At 39.7% G+C, this 16,455-nt stretch carries 11 protein-coding genes and 4 pseudogenes; 3 read left to right on the forward strand and 12 right to left on the reverse strand.

Annotated features, from left to right (window positions below):
* Positions 1 to 9: 9 nt before the first annotated feature.
* Positions 10 to 441, reverse strand: coding sequence for a hypothetical protein (locus P4S65_RS14375; RefSeq protein WP_096793224.1), 432 nt, complete (start codon positions 439 to 441; stop codon positions 10 to 12).
* 117 nt (positions 442 to 558) lie between these two features.
* On the reverse strand, positions 559 to 978 hold the full coding sequence (locus P4S65_RS14380) for a hypothetical protein (RefSeq protein ID WP_337120439.1): 420 nt from the start codon (positions 976 to 978) through the stop codon (positions 559 to 561).
* A 119-nt stretch (positions 979 to 1,097) separates the two neighbouring features.
* On the opposite strand from P4S65_RS14380, the pseudogene P4S65_RS14385 reads away from it, so the two are divergent.
* A pseudogene (locus P4S65_RS14385) lies at positions 1,098 to 1,295 on the forward strand (hypothetical protein); the annotation flags it as partial.
* Here the strand turns inward: P4S65_RS14385 and P4S65_RS14390 are convergent.
* The 3 genes and pseudogenes from P4S65_RS14390 to P4S65_RS14400 all read right to left on the reverse strand — a co-directional run bounded on the left by P4S65_RS14390 (position 1,241) and on the right by P4S65_RS14400 (position 3,773).
* A complete protein-coding gene (locus P4S65_RS14390; protein ID WP_337120440.1) occupies positions 1,241 to 2,101 on the reverse strand; it encodes an HNH endonuclease in 861 nt (286 codons plus the stop codon). The pseudogene P4S65_RS14385 and the gene P4S65_RS14390 sit on opposite strands and share 55 nt — an antisense overlap.
* 79 nt (positions 2,102 to 2,180) lie before the next feature.
* A pseudogene (locus P4S65_RS14395) lies at positions 2,181 to 2,513 on the reverse strand (integrase core domain-containing protein); the annotation flags it as partial.
* Positions 2,514 to 2,798: 285 nt separating this feature from the next.
* The gene (locus P4S65_RS14400; RefSeq protein ID WP_337120441.1) at positions 2,799 to 3,773 is read right to left on the reverse strand and encodes a transposase; all 975 of its coding nucleotides are present in this window, start codon (positions 3,771 to 3,773) and stop codon (positions 2,799 to 2,801) included.
* 154 nt (positions 3,774 to 3,927) lie between these two features.
* On the opposite strand from P4S65_RS14400, the pseudogene P4S65_RS14405 reads away from it, so the two are divergent.
* A pseudogene (locus tag P4S65_RS14405) lies at positions 3,928 to 4,110 on the forward strand (IS110 family transposase); the annotation flags it as partial.
* A gap of 8 nt (positions 4,111 to 4,118) precedes the next feature.
* On the opposite strand, the gene P4S65_RS14410 reads toward P4S65_RS14405, so the two are convergent.
* Positions 4,119 to 5,299 (reverse strand): IS3 family transposase gene (locus tag P4S65_RS14410; RefSeq protein ID WP_337119367.1). Its coding sequence is split into 2 segments (ribosomal slippage): positions 4,119 to 5,041 and positions 5,041 to 5,299, totalling 1,182 coding nucleotides; the frame shifts between segments, so codons are not numbered across the junction.
* Positions 5,300 to 5,376: 77 nt separating this feature from the next.
* Here P4S65_RS14410 and P4S65_RS14415 point away from each other — a divergent pair.
* A pseudogene (locus tag P4S65_RS14415) lies at positions 5,377 to 6,231 on the forward strand (IS110 family transposase); the annotation flags it as partial.
* A 443-nt stretch (positions 6,232 to 6,674) separates the two neighbouring features.
* On the opposite strand, the gene P4S65_RS14420 reads toward P4S65_RS14415, so the two are convergent.
* The 6 genes from P4S65_RS14420 to P4S65_RS14445 form a co-directional block, all read right to left on the reverse strand.
* Positions 6,675 to 9,755 carry an N-6 DNA methylase gene (locus P4S65_RS14420; RefSeq protein WP_337120442.1) on the reverse strand — a complete coding sequence of 1,027 codons (3,081 nt, stop codon included), beginning with the start codon at positions 9,753 to 9,755 and terminating at the stop codon, positions 6,675 to 6,677.
* A gap of 539 nt (positions 9,756 to 10,294) precedes the next feature.
* Positions 10,295 to 11,599: a serine--tRNA ligase gene (serS, locus tag P4S65_RS14425; RefSeq protein ID WP_337120443.1), complete on the reverse strand. Its 1,305-nt coding sequence runs from the start codon at positions 11,597 to 11,599 to the stop codon at positions 10,295 to 10,297.
* 9 nt (positions 11,600 to 11,608) lie between these two features.
* Positions 11,609 to 11,989, reverse strand: a complete 381-nt coding sequence (gene crcB, locus P4S65_RS14430; RefSeq protein WP_021032117.1) for a fluoride efflux transporter CrcB — start codon at positions 11,987 to 11,989, stop codon at positions 11,609 to 11,611.
* Positions 11,982 to 13,325 (reverse strand): replication-associated recombination protein A, encoded by a 1,344-nt coding sequence (locus P4S65_RS14435; RefSeq protein WP_337120444.1) that lies wholly within the window; start codon positions 13,323 to 13,325, stop codon positions 11,982 to 11,984. The genes crcB and P4S65_RS14435 overlap by 8 nt, the downstream gene beginning before the upstream one ends.
* Positions 13,318 to 13,944: an outer membrane lipoprotein chaperone LolA gene (lolA, locus tag P4S65_RS14440; RefSeq protein ID WP_337120445.1), complete on the reverse strand. Its 627-nt coding sequence runs from the start codon at positions 13,942 to 13,944 to the stop codon at positions 13,318 to 13,320. The genes P4S65_RS14435 and lolA overlap by 8 nt, the downstream gene beginning before the upstream one ends.
* The gene (locus tag P4S65_RS14445) at positions 13,941 to 16,442 is read right to left on the reverse strand and encodes a DNA translocase FtsK (protein ID WP_337120446.1); all 2,502 of its coding nucleotides are present in this window, start codon (positions 16,440 to 16,442) and stop codon (positions 13,941 to 13,943) included. The genes lolA and P4S65_RS14445 overlap by 4 nt, the downstream gene beginning before the upstream one ends.
* Positions 16,443 to 16,455: the final 13 nt, after the last annotated feature.

Consider the following 16,455-nt stretch of genomic DNA (forward strand, 5'->3'; position numbering starts at 1 on the left):
CTGTGCTTGTTATTTACCCGATTCTAATTGCTGTTTCAATAACTCAATAAGTTGAGTGCTAAGCCCTGTAATTTCGGCCTCCAGCACCTTCACTTTAACTTGTGACTTTTCATCATCTTTACTGCGTAATAATGCAGTTTCCTGTAGTAATTTTTCAATTTTTTCTCGTATTTCAGCAATCTGTTCATCAAGAGGATCTCCTTCAGATTGTGATGCTTGATTTACATCTTCATTGCCTGATAACTTACGTAACGCCTCTCGATTTTGATCTTCCAGACTTTTTTCTTTTCCTTCTTCGGATATATCCACTTGGTCACTTTGAACAGCTACTTTGTGCACAGTCGCTTTTTCGGTTACTTCATCAGCTACCACCTTTAAAGTTTGTTTTTGCGGGTAAATTTCTAAAGGTTTAGAGTTTATGTGAACTGACATTTTATCCATTTTAATATTCCTTGTTCAGTCAATTATTGGTGAGAAGTAGTTAACTATAAATATAATGCTTTACCAAAAGCCAATTGTAATAGCCCTCGTTTGATTCTTTATTAGATTACACTCTACTCACAAGCTTGCCCATTGTTGTTTTAAACCAACAAGGTGAACAATACCAAAAGATAAACAAATAATAGAACTCCAAACCCAAAATTCAGGCGAACGCCCCATAGGGTTATTTATTAAAAAGAACCCTGCAACACCACGGGCTAAATAAATAAAAGTTATTAATACAAGAGCTAGGCGGATGAATGGAAGTTTAAAAATAACACCTGCAGCTGAAAATGCATACAATGACCAAGTTGACAGAATCAGAACAATTACACTAGTAATAAGAGTTGGTTTAATACTTCCTTGCTCAGAAAGTAATGCCATTTGCTCTCCTGCACCGAAGAACCGATACCAAGAACCTCCAAAATAGATACAACCCAAATGCAAAGTTGCTACAACAGCACTTAATGTACCTGCAATTATTAGAAAAATATTCATAGAGCGATAAAACCTTCGTGAGACATAGCGAACCTGTAAATTAGCTGCTTTATTTATCTTGATAAACAAACCATAGCTGGGTTTCTATCTGGGTACAATCGATTGTTGAATGTTTACGCGTGATATCAAAGCTCGCATTTAAGTGGATACGAATACTATTTAGGTGCTGGAAAACACATATGCCTTACGATCAACCAACTTACTTAACTGTATTGAAAAGTAAGGGATCATCGCTATTAAAATTTGTGGTGGAAAGTGAGCTTCAGCGCTTGCTGTTAAAGGCATTTAACCAGTGTTTCAACTCTTTGATAGTTTGATAAGGGCTACGATGTAACATTCTATGGCAATTAGCACACACCATGGCAAGATCTTCAACTAGAGTTTCTCTAGATTCATTTTCATCCAGCTCATTCAAAGGTACCTTGTGGTGAGCTTCAATATATAAAGCTCCTTTTTCACCATATTTTTTCTTAAAATCAAACTCACAAACTTCACAGGGTAATTCACCCTTGTGCTTCTTTGCGTGAATTTTTTTAGCCCGATTTACCAATGCCTGAGAACGCTCTCTGGAATAATGCTTCTTTTCTAGCCTTTTACCTTCAGAAAATGACACTGGTGTTAATGAATTCAAGTTCTCTTCTAAATTATCAGCAAGAACTCTACAAGCAGCAATATGAAATAGGTCGTTGAGAGTATCATCTAACGTCACGTCATCATTTGGAAGTGATACTACGGCTTTAAGCGCCCCAAAAACATTTTGAAATAACTCTTTACGTATTTCATTCTTTTTGTCTTTTTTCCTTGGAATATAACTCCAAGTCAAATCAGTACCATCTTGTGATGTGGTTTCTTTATGAAGCTCAGCTAGGGGAGGTAGATTATTATTTTCTGGATATAAAACAAGGTAATAATTATTATCACCCTTCCAATCAATAATTAGAACCCAGAGCGTTTCACTTCCATTACTTATTAAAAAACCACCAAATGAATTCATACCATTCGAAAAAGTATGAAAACCTTCGATAACGCCCTGTTCGATCGAATTTACAAGATGAAAATCATTACTTTCTTTAGTTGTTTTTTCTAAAATTAATGATAGTTTTTTTGCAACATCTGGATTCACTATAACCTCGATTATGCCTTATAACGAGCCTGTAGATTAACTCGTTTTTTATTTGTTTTTATTGATAATCCCCCCATTTTTAATGGAGGCTATCTGTAGAATTTCCGTTGTTTAACTTTTCCAGTTTTTGTATGGGTGTTATGCCACCTATACCCATTTTAGGGCGTTCATTATTATAAGTCCATAACCAATAGGTTGCTTTATCTTGTAACTCACTAATATCACTGTAAATATAATGACTTAGCCAGTCATACCTAACCGTGCGATTAAACCGCTCTACATAAGCATTTTGTTGCGGGTTACCTGGTTGAATAAATCGTAATTCAATATTATTATTTAACGCCCACTCTGCTAATTTATGGCTAATATATTCAGGCCCATTGTCACACCTGATAGCTTTTGGCTTACCACGCTAAACCATTAAACTAGAAACCATTAAACTAGACGAAACCATTAAACTAGGACATTAAACTAGACTAGGACATTAAACTAGACAGCCACTCCAATTGTAAACTAATCTAGCGCGCCACTAAATTTACTTTTTTGGGCTAAGAGTTCACCTCTTTTTATATCTTTACCCGCGCGTTACACATTAAATAAGCAATTATCACTGTTAAACCTAAATTACACGCATGAAAATGACTGCATAATGCAGCTGTGATTTATTACTGAATAATTTTACTGAGTAGTTTAAGTTTTATGCCAGTAGCTTTTCGCAGTTACTGATATTCGCTCGCCGCTTTCGCTTTAAGTTTTCACAATAACCTTCTTGTGAGGCTGGCCTGCCGACTGCACCATGAAATACACGCGTAAATTGTGTGGTGAGTTTTAACCAGTTTTCTGGGGAGATATTAACTTTTTCGAGTAAGGGTAAGTGTGTACTTTCAATATAACCACGTTTGTCTTCTCGTATACAGCGCCCTGTTAGCTCAACAAGTTCAAGGTACGATTTAAGCTCAAACGGTAGACCTTTTGGCATTATTTGACGTGGCTTGCCTGCAAAGCGCAGTAGTGGTTTTGGTTGTTTACCTTCTTTTGCATGTATTATGCGTTGTTTGATGCTGGTATGGTCTGATTCTTCGGGCGTTTCTACCATTTTTGCTCTGATGGGGTTTAAATCAACATACGCCATGCAGGCTGCAAGTGCTGCTTCATCTAATAATGCTTGAGACGTAAAGCGCCCTTCCCAAAACCTACCTGTGCAGTTATCTTCTTTATTTGCTCTGCGGGCAATACCTTCATTTAATAGCCGCATAAACCAGCTGATACTTGATAGGCGTTCGCGGTATTGTTTTACTGTTTGATTAAAAAAGATAAGTTCAGCTTTACTTAGGGCTTCTCCCTGTATGTATTTTTGCGTAAGTACAGTGCCTTTACACAGCTTGTGCCAGCGAATAACAATCGCTTTATCATTCAGCCGATTCGCTTTTTTGTCATCAACATACAACACTAAGTGCGTATGATTGCTCATGACAGCATAAGCACAGACGTCAATACAAAATACCTTGGCTAACTCAAGCAGTTTTTCTTCAACCCAGCCTCTACGATGCTCGTAGGATTGACTTGTAAAGTGGTCTTCCCCACATAAAAATGCACGGCGAACGCAACGTGATATGCAATGGTAGTACTTTGTATCAACCAAACTTACTTGGCGCTTTCTTGCGATTGCCATAAGACACCCTACTTGTTTTTGCACTAAACAAAGCCTAGTACTTAGTTCACTAAACTGCAAAAAAAGGATGGGTGATGAGATGGACGCTCCCCAAAACGGCGTCAATGCGCCAAACTGGTAATTGAACTCACTCAGTTAAAAGGGAACGTCCGTCATGAAAATTAGCACATTATCAATTGATTTGGCAAAAAATGTATTCCAAGTCGCTGGCTTCAATTCTAACCATAAAAGAGAATGCAATAAACGCTTAAACAGACCTAAACTCAACGCCTTCATGGCGAATACCCCACCGTGTCGCGTGGTGATGGAAGCCTGCTATTCTTCCCACTACTGGGGGTGTAGTGGTCAACTAATTTTGGCCACAGTTTTAGAATCTTGATATCTAACCTCAGATTCATTTGGTGCTAAACCGGCATTATAATGATGCGGCCTAACATTGTTGTAATATCCATTTATGTAATCACTCACGCTATATTTAGCGTCTATAAAGTTTCCATATCCAATCTTTGGCATCCATTCCGTCTTAAAGCTTCTAAAAAATCGCTCCATTGGCGCATTATCCCAACAATTTCCACGTCTACTCATACTTTGTGTGATTTTATAGCGCCATAAACGTTGACGATATTTTAAACTTGTATAATGGCTACCTTGGTCTGAATGGAACATGAGTCCTGTCGGTTTCCCTCTGCTTTCATATGCGAGTTCAAGCGCTTTTAGCGTTAAATTAGTATCTGGTGACAACGACATTGCCCAGCCAACCACTTTGCGTGCAAATAAATCAATAACCACGGCTAAATAAGCCCAGCGATTGCCTGTCCAAATATACGTCACATCACCGCACCACACGGTATCCGGCTCAACAACATCAAACTGTCTATCAAGCAGGTTTGGGATTTCAAGGTGTTCATTACCACCACGTTTATATGAATGTTGAGGTACTTGGCAGCTTTCGAGCTTTAATTTAACCATTAGCTTAGCTGCACGATAACGGCTCAATTCAAAATCATTGTTCGTTGCTATCGCTGCGATTGTCCGTGCCCCTGCTGAACCACCACTCATCGCATGTATTGCTTTTACTTCAGCCTCTAATCTTGCTTGCTCAGGTGTCGGCGCTGTATCCCGTATGGCCCAGTACTTATAGCTGCTGCGATGCACATTGAATACGCTACACAGCAGACTAACTGGATAACGCTCTCGTTGATTTAACTTCTCGATTAACGAGAATTGTTCAGGGAGTCGGACATCAAGAGAGCGGTAGCCTTTTTTAATATATCCTTTTCTAATTCAATGCGTTGGATTTGCTTTTTAAGTTCGCGGATTTCAATTTGTTCGGGCGTCATTGGTGAAGCTGTGGGTGTCTGACCATTGCGTTCTAGCTTTAATTGAGTAACCCATTTACTTACGGTTGATTTACCCACCCCCATAGCTTTTGCTGCGTCTTCTTGCGTATAACCTTGGTCTACTACAAGCTGAGCCGTTTCTAATTTAATTGCCGCTGAATATGTTGCGCGTTTTAATTTCGTCATTTTTTCACCCAAATTTGTATGCTTATTAGCATAACATTTCTTTCTTAATGGGTGGCCAAAATCACTGTACCACTACAGGGAGAGTATTTACGTCTTACGGCCATACCGTTGACCTTATTCCTGCACAACACGTTACTCCTTTTGTTCGCGGTAATAAAAACGATAGTAACGATGCCCTTGCTATCTACGAAGCAAGCTTACGCCCTAATATTAAATTCGTTCCTATTAAAACCGAAGCTCGGCAAGAAATACTCACGCTTCATAAAATACGCGAGCGGCTTCTGCAAAACAGGATTGCTGCAACCAACCAGTTACGCGGTTTATTGGTCGATTTTGGGTATGTATTTCCTGTCGGTATGAAGGTATTTGAGCAAGGCCTCATTGCGTTAGAAAGTGATTCTGAGCTTCGCCCAATACTGCGCACAATGGTGAGTGATATTTACACTGAGTACAAAACCCTTGTTAAACGCATTAAAGCCATTGAAGCGATGCTTACTGCACACGTTGAACGGGATACAAACGCTAAAATACTTCACTCCATTCCTGGCGTGGGTGTACTCAATGCCTCAGCCTATGCGGCATCAATCGGGAACGGTCAGGCATTTAAGAATGCAAAAGAACTCGGGGTGTGGCTAGGATTAACACCTAAACAATACGCGTCAGGCGATAAAAGTAAAATGTCAGGCATTACTAAGCGCGGTAACAGTTACTTACGAAAACAACTTATTCACGGTGCTCGCGCCATTATCGCCAGAAGTCACCATAAGACAGATGCGCTAAGCCAATGGGTAAATCAATTACGCGAGAAAAAACACTTTAATTGTGTGGTGGTTGCCACCGCGCACAGATTGGCGCGACTGATGTGGGTATTGCTGACCAAGCAAACCCTCTATTCACCTCAGTATGTGCAAAATACACGCAAGGATGCTTAATTATGCGTATTTTACACGCCAATCACACCCGAGTTTACGACTTAAGACAGCCTGGTTATGACATAGGTTTTAAAACCTGAGTGGGTGTTTGGGCACTTAAGTCGTAACATACGCTTATCCTGTATGTACTTCACTTATAATGAAATAAAAAGCGCACGCTAACCAAGGTTAACCAGATAAAGACACGAGATTCAATCTCGTTTGGGTGAATATTTTTTAGGTCCCTTGGTACGAAGCTCATTAGGAGCATGGCGCATGATAATCATGACACCATAGCTCGAATATATGTCAGTACCTTTGCTTTTTAGCAAGCTTGTGACGCATCATTACTGCGAAATGGAATACATGATAATGAATAAAAGCACCAACTTAGATGTTTATACATCGGCTCGTCTTGACTTCAAGGGAGCGTCCATATATGTCACTGTTATCCTGCTGTTTAATCAATCTGTAATAATGCCATCAATATCGCTTCTTAACTCTTTAATTTCATTCCTTTTCTTTAAAATATCATCCATTTTCGCCTTGCAATCAATTGCAATTTGATTCTGCTCTTTATTATTTTTTTCAGGAATTTTTAAAGAAAGTAAATCCGCTTCAGCTAATCGTGCATGTCGCTTGCCTGATTGTAAGCATCTATAAACTTCTAGCATTTCGGGTGTAAGTAATAAAAACCTTAAATAATCCAAAGAGTGTACTTTTAAACTTTTATTATACGTGAGCCATTCAGGGCTGCCTATCCACTCTTCTTCAACATTATTAATTAAGACCTTCCCTAAATATGGTTCCAGCTTAGAAATAGCAATATCTGAATCACCGAACTCTATTTTATCTGAACCCAACTCATCAATCTCTTCAACCCCAGATACAATTGACATTTTTGATTCGACATTTGCAAGATCTACAAGTGATCTAGCTTCGCTAAGAGGGCCTTTTGGCAATTTATTAGGCCTGAAAGGTATCATTAATTCTTTTAGCTGAAGAAGGTTACTTGAATTACCAAATACCTCACCTTTGCGTTTCACCCATAAATAAAGATATTTAGGATCTATTCTTAAACTTGGCCTTGTAGCTAACTCACTTAACTTCACTCTAAACCCATATCTTAGGCTTTCATTTTTATTTGTTTTATAGTTCCCTAAAACACTCTGACCACTATCTTCTGAAGTTAAGTCGTTAGGTTGCTGTAAATCTGGTAAGCCTTTCCGTCTTTTGTAACCTACATGCTGTGGCTCAGCTAAAAATATATCGTAGTCATCAATATTTATAGAGTTCACAACTCTTTTAAATATCCATGAGCTTCCATCTTTAATAATTTGGTTTAAGTCACTCGAATGAAACTGAAGTACATCTTCAATGGATAAATCATCAGACTCTATACTTAATAGCTCTTTTGCTGAGATTAACTGACCAGTTTTGTTTTTTGACTTATAGCCTTTGACAAGGGATTTATACTCTGCTTCTTGAGTTGTCCATGAATTATTCCAATATTCTACTTCTTCATCAGTTTTCTTTTCAGCGATTAAGATACAGGTTTTCGTACTTGTAAAGGGCTTAAAGGCAACATAAGGCAATGAAATAACAGCTTTAATATTAAAGTACCTAAATATAAATAATCTAATACTAGAGCTGCTTGCAGAGTCCAAAATTGTTTCAGGAATAACAACTACAAATTTTCCTCCTGCCCTTAAAAGCTGATACCAGCGCTCAATAAACAAGTTTTCACTTGCGCTTTTACTTCCTAATTCAAAATCTTTATTGAGTTGCTTTTTTTCGTCACCGCTTAACGATATTGAAAAAGGAGGATTTGTAAACACAAAATCAAATTCTTCATTACAATCTTTTGTATATGGAAACTTTGCAGCTTTTTTCTTTGTTATTGCAAGGCCGTGTGAGCGGTCATGGTTAGCATATTCTGAAAAGGGCTCAAGTCCACTTTTAACAAAAATATTGGTACTGCCATCACCATGTAAAATCATATTGACTTTAGTTGCTAAACCTAAGTCCGCATTGGGTTCAATTCCATAGATAAACTCACGAGCCCAGCCATTGTCGTTACCTTCACCAAACCACATCCCTGCATATTGTTTTAATCTTTCTGGAAGTTGTCCTTTCTCTCTTAAAGGAAGTAATGCTTTAGTTCCTTCTTTCATAGCTTCGATGATAAAAGAACCTGAACCACAAGAAGGATCAATAATTTTCGGGATCCTTGGTCTTCCTTGTGTATCTCTTTCGTTCAAAAAAGTACTTTCGACCGTATCTTTAAAGTTAGTTAAATCTAAACAAAACTTTACCAAATTCACATGCGTAAAAAATTGACCTTTTGTTTGAGTGAAATCTTGTGAAACTATGCCTTCAAAGAAGTCGCCTAGTAGATCACTTTCCCCGCGATGGGTATTTTTTGTAAGAGATTTATCTTGTAGTCGCTCAACAACAAAAGCAACTTTTGCAGCTGATATTTTTTTAGCCTCAAATGGTACTGTTTCTTCTATTTCAGATTCACTATAGCCGAGATAATTTTGGGCAGCTTCTTTAAAAATCTCACTCATATTTTTGACTACATCTTCAGGAGATTCTACAAGCCCATTTTCATATGCCGCTCTTTGAAATCGATATTTAGCATTGGTTTTAGCTTCAAGTTCATCATAAACTCGACAAAGAAATAACCGAATCAGAATTACAAATACGTCATTATTATTAGTGCCTCCACCGCCCCAGATAACATCATGAAGCTCTTTTCTTAATCGATCAAATTCAGACCTTGTAACATCGGTTCTTAAAGACCTCTGTTCTTTGCTGGGTTGATCAATATTTGCATATTCAACATTCTTAGGAACGTCAAATTTTTCAGGAATAATTGAATTAGATGGCTGCCCATCTTTACCCCAGTCATCAAATGACGGGTGTTCATCGAAATTTACTATTAAACTTCTATCAAGTAGATTATCGCTATCGAATGCAGTTGTGTAATAAACTCCAAATTCAGGTCTGACTTTCTCTTGCTTCGACAAGTCAAATACTTGTCCTTTAATATAATCTTTATCAGATTCAAATTTATCGGGTGCTTTACATTCAATAAACAAAAATACATTATTTCGTTTGCTTTCTTCTGGCCAATTAGAAGGGTATTTAACTAATAAATCGACTCTTGCAGATTTCTTACTTGGTCGACCTATGCTGTAGGTCTTTTCTAACTCAATAATGCGTTCTTCAGAAGAGTAGCCTAGTTCTTTAACTAATTTAACTACAAGATAAGCTCTAGCATATTCTTCATCACCTAAAGTAGAAATTTCTCTATGTAAATGAAGAGTACTGTCATTATATTTAATCTTACCACCGCTATAATCCTTGTTTGGATTTATAGACTCAATAACTTCATTTTTAGGATCTAATTCTTTTATATATTGAATGATTGCTTTTTTTGCTTTGTATTCATTAATGATTCTCAAAGTGTGAAAATATATGCGAAATTTGATTTGCGCCCAACAGCTTACGGCGTATATTACATGGCTCAATAATTCCACTAAATAACTTTAATGTAAACAAGTAATTACGTATGTTATAAAATGCTCGTTGTTAAAATACACCAAAACGACTTTTAATAATGTTATTGGACAAAACACTGTCCATGCATACAGCGCATTTAAAGGTTGGTTATTATTTTATGAAATCTCTCTTTCTAACCACAATTAAAGGCCATGTGTATAGCAATCACTATTGTTACAAACTACACAAAGAGCACTATTGAAGCTTATCTGTTTTGGATAACTGCCTATATCCGCTTTAATAATATTCAAACGCCCTAGATCTATGGGAGATACTCAAGTGAAGTTATGTTTAAACCATTTAGTAAATTCGCAAAATGTAGCGCAAGAAACTGATAAAAGGGACAGGCGTATATTTTTGTCAAATAACTGTAACGCGCTAAAGCACGTCCTACATATTAGCTGAACCTTATTATTACCTTTTTTAACCTAAAACAAAAAAACCGCTGTTCATTGCAAACAGCGGCTTTCTAATTAAGATTTACAAGCTTAAAGCTTGCTTAACTTAAACTTGATTTTTATTGCTTACCAATTACTTCAAGTCCACCCATGTATGGGCGTAATACTTCTGGTACTACTACTGAACCATCGGCTTGCTGGTAGTTTTCTAGTATTGCTACTAGTGTACGCCCAACAGCTAAGCCTGAACCATTTAGTGTATGTAGTAACTCTGGCTTTTTAACACCTTCACGACGAAAACGTGCTTGCATTCTACGCGCCTGAAAATCTGCCATGTTTGAACATGATGAAATTTCGCGGTATGTGTCTTGAGCAGGTAGCCATACTTCTAAATCGTATGTTTTAGCTGAGCCAAAGCCCATGTCGCCCATACATAAAATCACTTTACGGTACGGAAGTTCAAGCGCTTGTAGTATTTGCTCTGCGTGACCTGTTAACTCTTCAAGTGTTGCCATTGAGTCTTCTGGTTTTACAAGTTGTACAAGTTCAACTTTATCAAACTGGTGTTGACGAATTAGACCACGTGTATCGCGACCATAACTGCCTGCTTCGCTTCTAAAACACGGCGTGTGGGCAACTAAGCGAATTGGTAAATCGCTTTCATCGTAAATTTCGTCGCGGGCGCTGTTTGTAAGCGGTACTTCAGCTGTAGGAATTAAGCTAAAGCCGGCTTGTTGTTCGCCGTCGTCGTTTACAAGGCCTAATGTGTGGAACAAATCGCCCGCAAATTTAGGTAATTGGCTTGTGCCGTAAAGGCTTGCGCTATTTACTAAGTACGGTACATACATTTCTGTGTAGCCGTTTTTATCAGCGTGTGTATCTAGCATAAATTGCGTTAGTGCACGGTGCATACGCGCAACTTGGCCGCGCATTACGGTAAAGCGTGCACCACTAATTTTAACGCCCATTTCAAAGTCTAAACCGTTTAGGTCTTGGCCTACATCTACGTGGTCTTTAACTTCAAAATCGAATTTTTTAGGTGTGCCCCACGTTAAAATTTCAACGTTGTCGTCTTCGTCTTTACCGGCGGGTACTGACTCGTCTGGCAAGTTTGGAATTGCTAACGCAATGTCGTTAATCGCGGCTAATACTTCATCTTGCTCTGTTTTAGCTGCGTCTAGCTCACTACCTAAGTTAGCCACTGCATCAAGTAATGGCTGTGCGTCTTCGCCTTTTGCTTTGGCTTGACCAACTGCTTTTGCGCTTGCATTACGTTGACTCTGAAGTTCTTGCGTTTTTACTTGTAATGTTTTGCGTTTTTCTTCAAGTGCCGTTACCGTCGCTACATCGAGTTCGTAACCGCGCGCCGCTAAACGTGCTGCAGTTTGTTCGATGTCTTGACGTAAAAATTTAGAATCTAACATGTTAGTTTTTTAACCTTTTTGCATTACTAGCTGAAGGCCCAGCCAAGCCATAAAAATACACACCATCACGTTTAAGATGATATTGAGGGCCATTTTAATAAAGTGACCTTGTTGTAATAACAACAACGAGTCCATTGAGAATGTTGAAAAGGTGGTTAATGCACCTAAAAAGCCAATACCGATAAGGGTTTTGGCGGGGCTTGCGGTGATAATTTCTTTATCTATCAAACCGTACAAAATGCCCATTAACAATGAACCCAGAATATTAACCGTCAACGTGCCAAAAGGGAATCCCCTACCGAGGAGTTTTAGCATGCTTTCGCTAATAAAAAACCGTAAACACGCACCTGAGGCTCCGCCAAGGGCGATCATCATATAAAGTTTAATCATTTTCGTATCGTCTAAGTGGGCTTTGCGCATCGCGCTCTTTTAGGTAATCGAGTTTTTGTTTAATTTTTTGCTCAAGTCCGCGCTCGCTCGGTAAGTAATACTCTTTGCCATCCATTTCAGGTGGTAAATATTTTTCACCTGCAGCAAATGCGCCTTCTTCGTTATGCGCATAACGGTACTCAGTGCCATACCCTAAGTCTTTCATTAAGTTAGTTGGCGCATTGCGTAAATGCTCTGGTACTGGGTAACTTGGCTCGTTTTGAGCGTCTGCTTTGGCTTGATTAAACGCCATATACACCGCATTACTTTTAGGTGCGCTGGCTAAATACAGTGTGGCTTGTGCAATTGCACGCTCGCCCTCGCTTGGGCCAACACGTTGAAATATATCCCACGCATTTAAGGCCACTTCCATTGCGCGCGGATCGGCGTTGCCAATGTCTTCTGTTGCAATGGCAAGTAATCGCCTTGCTACATATAAAGGGTCGCCGCCACCGGCTAGAATTCGGCAATACCAATACAGTGCGCCGTCGGGGGAGCTACCTCGTACTGATTTGTGAAAGGCTGATATTAAATCGTAAAACTCATCGCCGCCTTTATCGTATTTAGCTAAATGCGTTGGTAACACTTGGCTAAGTACGTGCTCGTCTACGTTGTATTGACCATTTTGCTCGGTTGTTAAGTCAACTGCTTGTTCAAGTAAATTAAGTACTTTACGCGCATCGCCGCCACTTGCTTGGCACAGTGCCTGTTTGGCGTTGTCGGCAATAGTGATGTGTTTTTGGCTTAGCTGCTCGTCTTGTTTAAGTGCGCGCTCTATTACGGTGTATAAGTCGGTATCGGCAAGCGATTTTAAAACATACACGCGTGCTCGCGACAATATAGCGTTGTTAAGGGCAAACGATGGGTTTTCTGTGGTTGCACCTACAAATATAAAGGTGCCGTCTTCTATGTGCGGTAAAAAGGCATCTTGTTGGGATTTATTAAAGCGGTGAACTTCGTCAACAAACATAAGGGTTCGTTGGCCACGGCTTTCTAGGTTGTCCCGCGCTTGCGTTACGCTATCGCGTATATCTTTTACGCCTGCGGTTACCGCTGACATTTGAATAAGTGAGGCATCAGCATGGTTGGCAATTATTTGCGCAAGCGTTGTTTTACCAACACCGGGCGGGCCCCATAAAATTAAACTATGGCATCGCCCTGCGACAATGGCTTGATGCAGTGGTTTATCAGCGCTTAATAAATGCTGCTGACCAATGTATTCATCAAGCGTTGTAGGGCGCATACGCGCGGCAAGTGGGCGTACATCAGGCCCAAAGTTAAAACCTAAATTACTCACCGTTACTCTGATCGTCTATTTCAACACCTTCAGGAAGCGTAAATTCAAACGTGCTTTTATCAAGCGGCGCATTAACTTGTGCATCATTAAATGTAAATGACGATAGCTGCCCTGAATTGTCGGTAACTACTAATTTAGCAAGGCCTTGCTCATTACCTGCAAAGGTTATATCAAGTTGCTCAACTTGGCTTTCTACGCCTTTATTTGGTGTTACGCTAAAACCTGTATTTGTTGCAAGTACGCTGTACTTTTCCCATTGTGCTGGATCTTTTGAGGTAAGTAACACAAACGGTGTTGAATCGATTAAACCGCTGGTTTTCATAATCGTTACTTGCTCAGCAAAGCTGTCGAAGTAATAAGTTTTATCACCGTTTGATACAAATAACGTATCGTCTGGGTTTGTTTGCTGCCAGCGAATCATCATAGGCTGTTGAAGCGCTATTGTGCCCTCGCCTTGCATAACAGCTTGGCCTTCTTTGTCTGTTACTTTTTGTGCAAACTGCGCTTTGAAACTTTTTAAAGTGGCAAGTCTGTCTTGTAATGCTTGGCTGTCGTCAGCAAAGCTTGGTGCGGCAAGTACGCTGCCTAATACTAATAATAAGGCGTTAACTTTTTTCATGAATTTGCTCCATTAGGCACTAATACATCGCGAGCACCGTTATGACCTGGTGAACTCACGATACCCGATGTTTCCATTTGTTCTACTAAACGTGCTGCGCGGTTATAGCCAACACGTAATTTACGTTGCACTGACGATACCGATACTTTGCCGGTTTCAATTACAAACGACACAGCTTCGTCGTATAACGGGTCTGATTCTTCATCTGCGTTTTCGCTAGCTTCACCTGGTAATAAAATATCTTCACTGGCATCACCATTGAGTATTTCATCAATATAATTTGGTTTAGCACGCGCTTTCCAATCGTTTACTACGGCGTGTACTTCGTGGTCGTCTACAAACGCGCCATGCACACGCTCTGGTACGCTAGTGCCTGGCGGTAAATAAAGCATGTCGCCCATACCTAGTAAGTTTTCGGCGCCTTGTTGGTCAAGTATTGTCCGTGAATCTATTTTGCTCGATACCTGAAACGCCATACGTGTTGGAATATTAGCTTTAATTAAGCCAGTAATTACATCTACCGACGGACGCTGCGTAGCAAGCACTAAGTGAATGCCTGCCGCACGTGCCTTTTGGGCTATACGTGCAATAAGTTCTTCTACTTTTTTACCTACAATCATCATCATGTCGGCAAATTCGTCTATTACTACAACAATACTTGGTAATTTACCTAGCTCGTCGGGGCCTTCTTTCATGCCATCAGTGTCTTTAAATAATGGATCAAGAATTGGGTAACCCGCTTCATTGGCTTCAAGCACTTTTTGGTTGTAACCTTTTAAGTTACGCACACCCAATGCTGACATTAATTTATAACGACGTTCCATTTCGCCAACACACCAACGCAGTGCGTTAGCGGCTTCTTTCATGTCGGTCACTACTTCACACAATAAATGCGGAATGCCTTCATATACTGAAAGCTCAAGCATTTTAGGGTCAATCATGATCATACGTACATCGTCAGGACCCGATTTGTACAGCAAGCTTACGATCATGACATTAACGCCCACTGATTTACCCGAACCGGTTGTACCGGCCACCAATAAGTGTGGCATTTTACCTAAATCAGCACATACCGGCTGACCGGCAATGTCTTTACCAAGCACCATGGTAAGTGGCGACGGATTTTGCTCAAATTTAGGGGCGTTTATAACTTCTGATAAACGAACTATTTCACGGTGTTTATTTGGAAGTTCAATACCAACATAGGTTTTACCTGGAATAACTTCTACAACACGTACACTAATTGCCGAAAGCGAACGGGCTAAATCTTTAGCCAAGCCCGTAATTTTAGACACTTTTATACCTGGCGCTAAATCAAGTTCAAAACGTGTAACAACGGGGCCTGGGTATACCGCTACAACAGTTGCTTGTACGTTAAAGTCGAGCAGCTTTGTCTCTACTAGGCGCGATACTGTATCGAGTTCTTCTTGCGAAATTGGGTTTTTAGCTTTGTCCGGTCTATCGAGTAAATCGAGTGACGGTAATGGCCCCGGTGGTGGCTCTTGCGTTAATAATTGCTCAAATTTTTCTTTTGCTGTTGGTGGTGGCTGATAGGCTGCTTTTGGCTTAGGCATTGGCCTTGCTGGTGATACAACCGTTGTAACTGGCTTTTCAGGTTCTACAACTTGGCTTTGATCAAGCGCATTTAATGCAGCAGCCGTGTCCATTGGCTCGTCGTCTATGGCGCTAAAGCCAATTTCTTGATCGAGTATATCGTCGAGTTCATCAAACGGCATAAAGTCGTCACTAATTTGTGGCTCGCTAAATGGCGTTTGCGGTTTGTTAATTGCTTTTTGTTTATCTGCTTTTTTAGCCGATGCAGGCAGCTCTATTTGCTCTTTTATATCGTCTTCAAAATGGGCGTCTACTTCATCGTTATTATTTACTGTACCTGAAGCGTGTTCTCGGTGCATCCAGCCTTTTGCATACGACACGATAAAACGATAAAACCTAACCATTAAATCGCCAAGATAATCAACAAAATCAACCCACGATACACCCGTTAATAGAGTTAGTCCGGCAAAAAAGAAACACAGCAATAATATAGATGTACCGGTAAAGTTAAATGCAGGCATCATGGCTGATGCAATAACATCGCCCACTACCCCACCAGAAGAGAAGTTATAAATATCGTCAAAGTTGATACTGCTAATAGCGGTAGCTGAGGTAATAAATAAAGCAAAACCAATAACTCGCAGCGCTAAAGTAGTGTAATCAAGCTGTAAAATGCGGTGAGGTTGTTTAAATAACAAGTAGCCAAATAATTGAATGGCAGCAGGTACTAAATAAGCCAACCAACCAAAAGTAAGTAATAAAATGTCAGCTATCCATGCACCAGCTGTGCCCGTAATATTTTTTACGTTTCTAAATTCACCAGTTTGCGACCACGAAGGATCAACTGGATCAAAGCTGATTAAGGCACATAAAATAAATATTGCTGTAAAGGTACTGATAATCAGCCCTGTTTCTAATAGTCTTTGCACACCGTTTAGGCGCATAGTTCCCTATTCC

The sequence above is a fragment of the Pseudoalteromonas sp. B131b genome (assembly GCF_037162545.1).
In the GTDB taxonomy this organism is placed as follows: Bacteria; Pseudomonadota; Gammaproteobacteria; order Enterobacterales; family Alteromonadaceae; genus Pseudoalteromonas; species Pseudoalteromonas fuliginea.

Excerpts from the sequence above, each read along its gene's own strand:
- P4S65_RS14375 (WP_096793224.1), bottom strand. The coding sequence starts at position 441 with ATGGATAAAATGTCAGTTCACATAAACTCTAAACCTTTAGAAATTTAC.
- P4S65_RS14380 (WP_337120439.1), bottom strand. The coding sequence starts at position 978 with ATGAATATTTTTCTAATAATTGCAGGTACATTAAGTGCTGTTGTAGCA.
- P4S65_RS14400 (WP_337120441.1), bottom strand. The coding sequence starts at position 3,773 with ATGGCAATCGCAAGAAAGCGCCAAGTAAGTTTGGTTGATACAAAGTAC.
- serS (WP_337120443.1), bottom strand. The coding sequence starts at position 11,599 with ATGTTAGATTCTAAATTTTTACGTCAAGACATCGAACAAACTGCAGCA.
- crcB (WP_021032117.1), bottom strand. The coding sequence starts at position 11,989 with ATGATTAAACTTTATATGATGATCGCCCTTGGCGGAGCCTCAGGTGCG.
- lolA (WP_337120445.1), bottom strand. The coding sequence starts at position 13,944 with ATGAAAAAAGTTAACGCCTTATTATTAGTATTAGGCAGCGTACTTGCC.
- P4S65_RS14445 (WP_337120446.1), bottom strand. The coding sequence starts at position 16,442 with ATGCGCCTAAACGGTGTGCAAAGACTATTAGAAACAGGGCTGATTATC.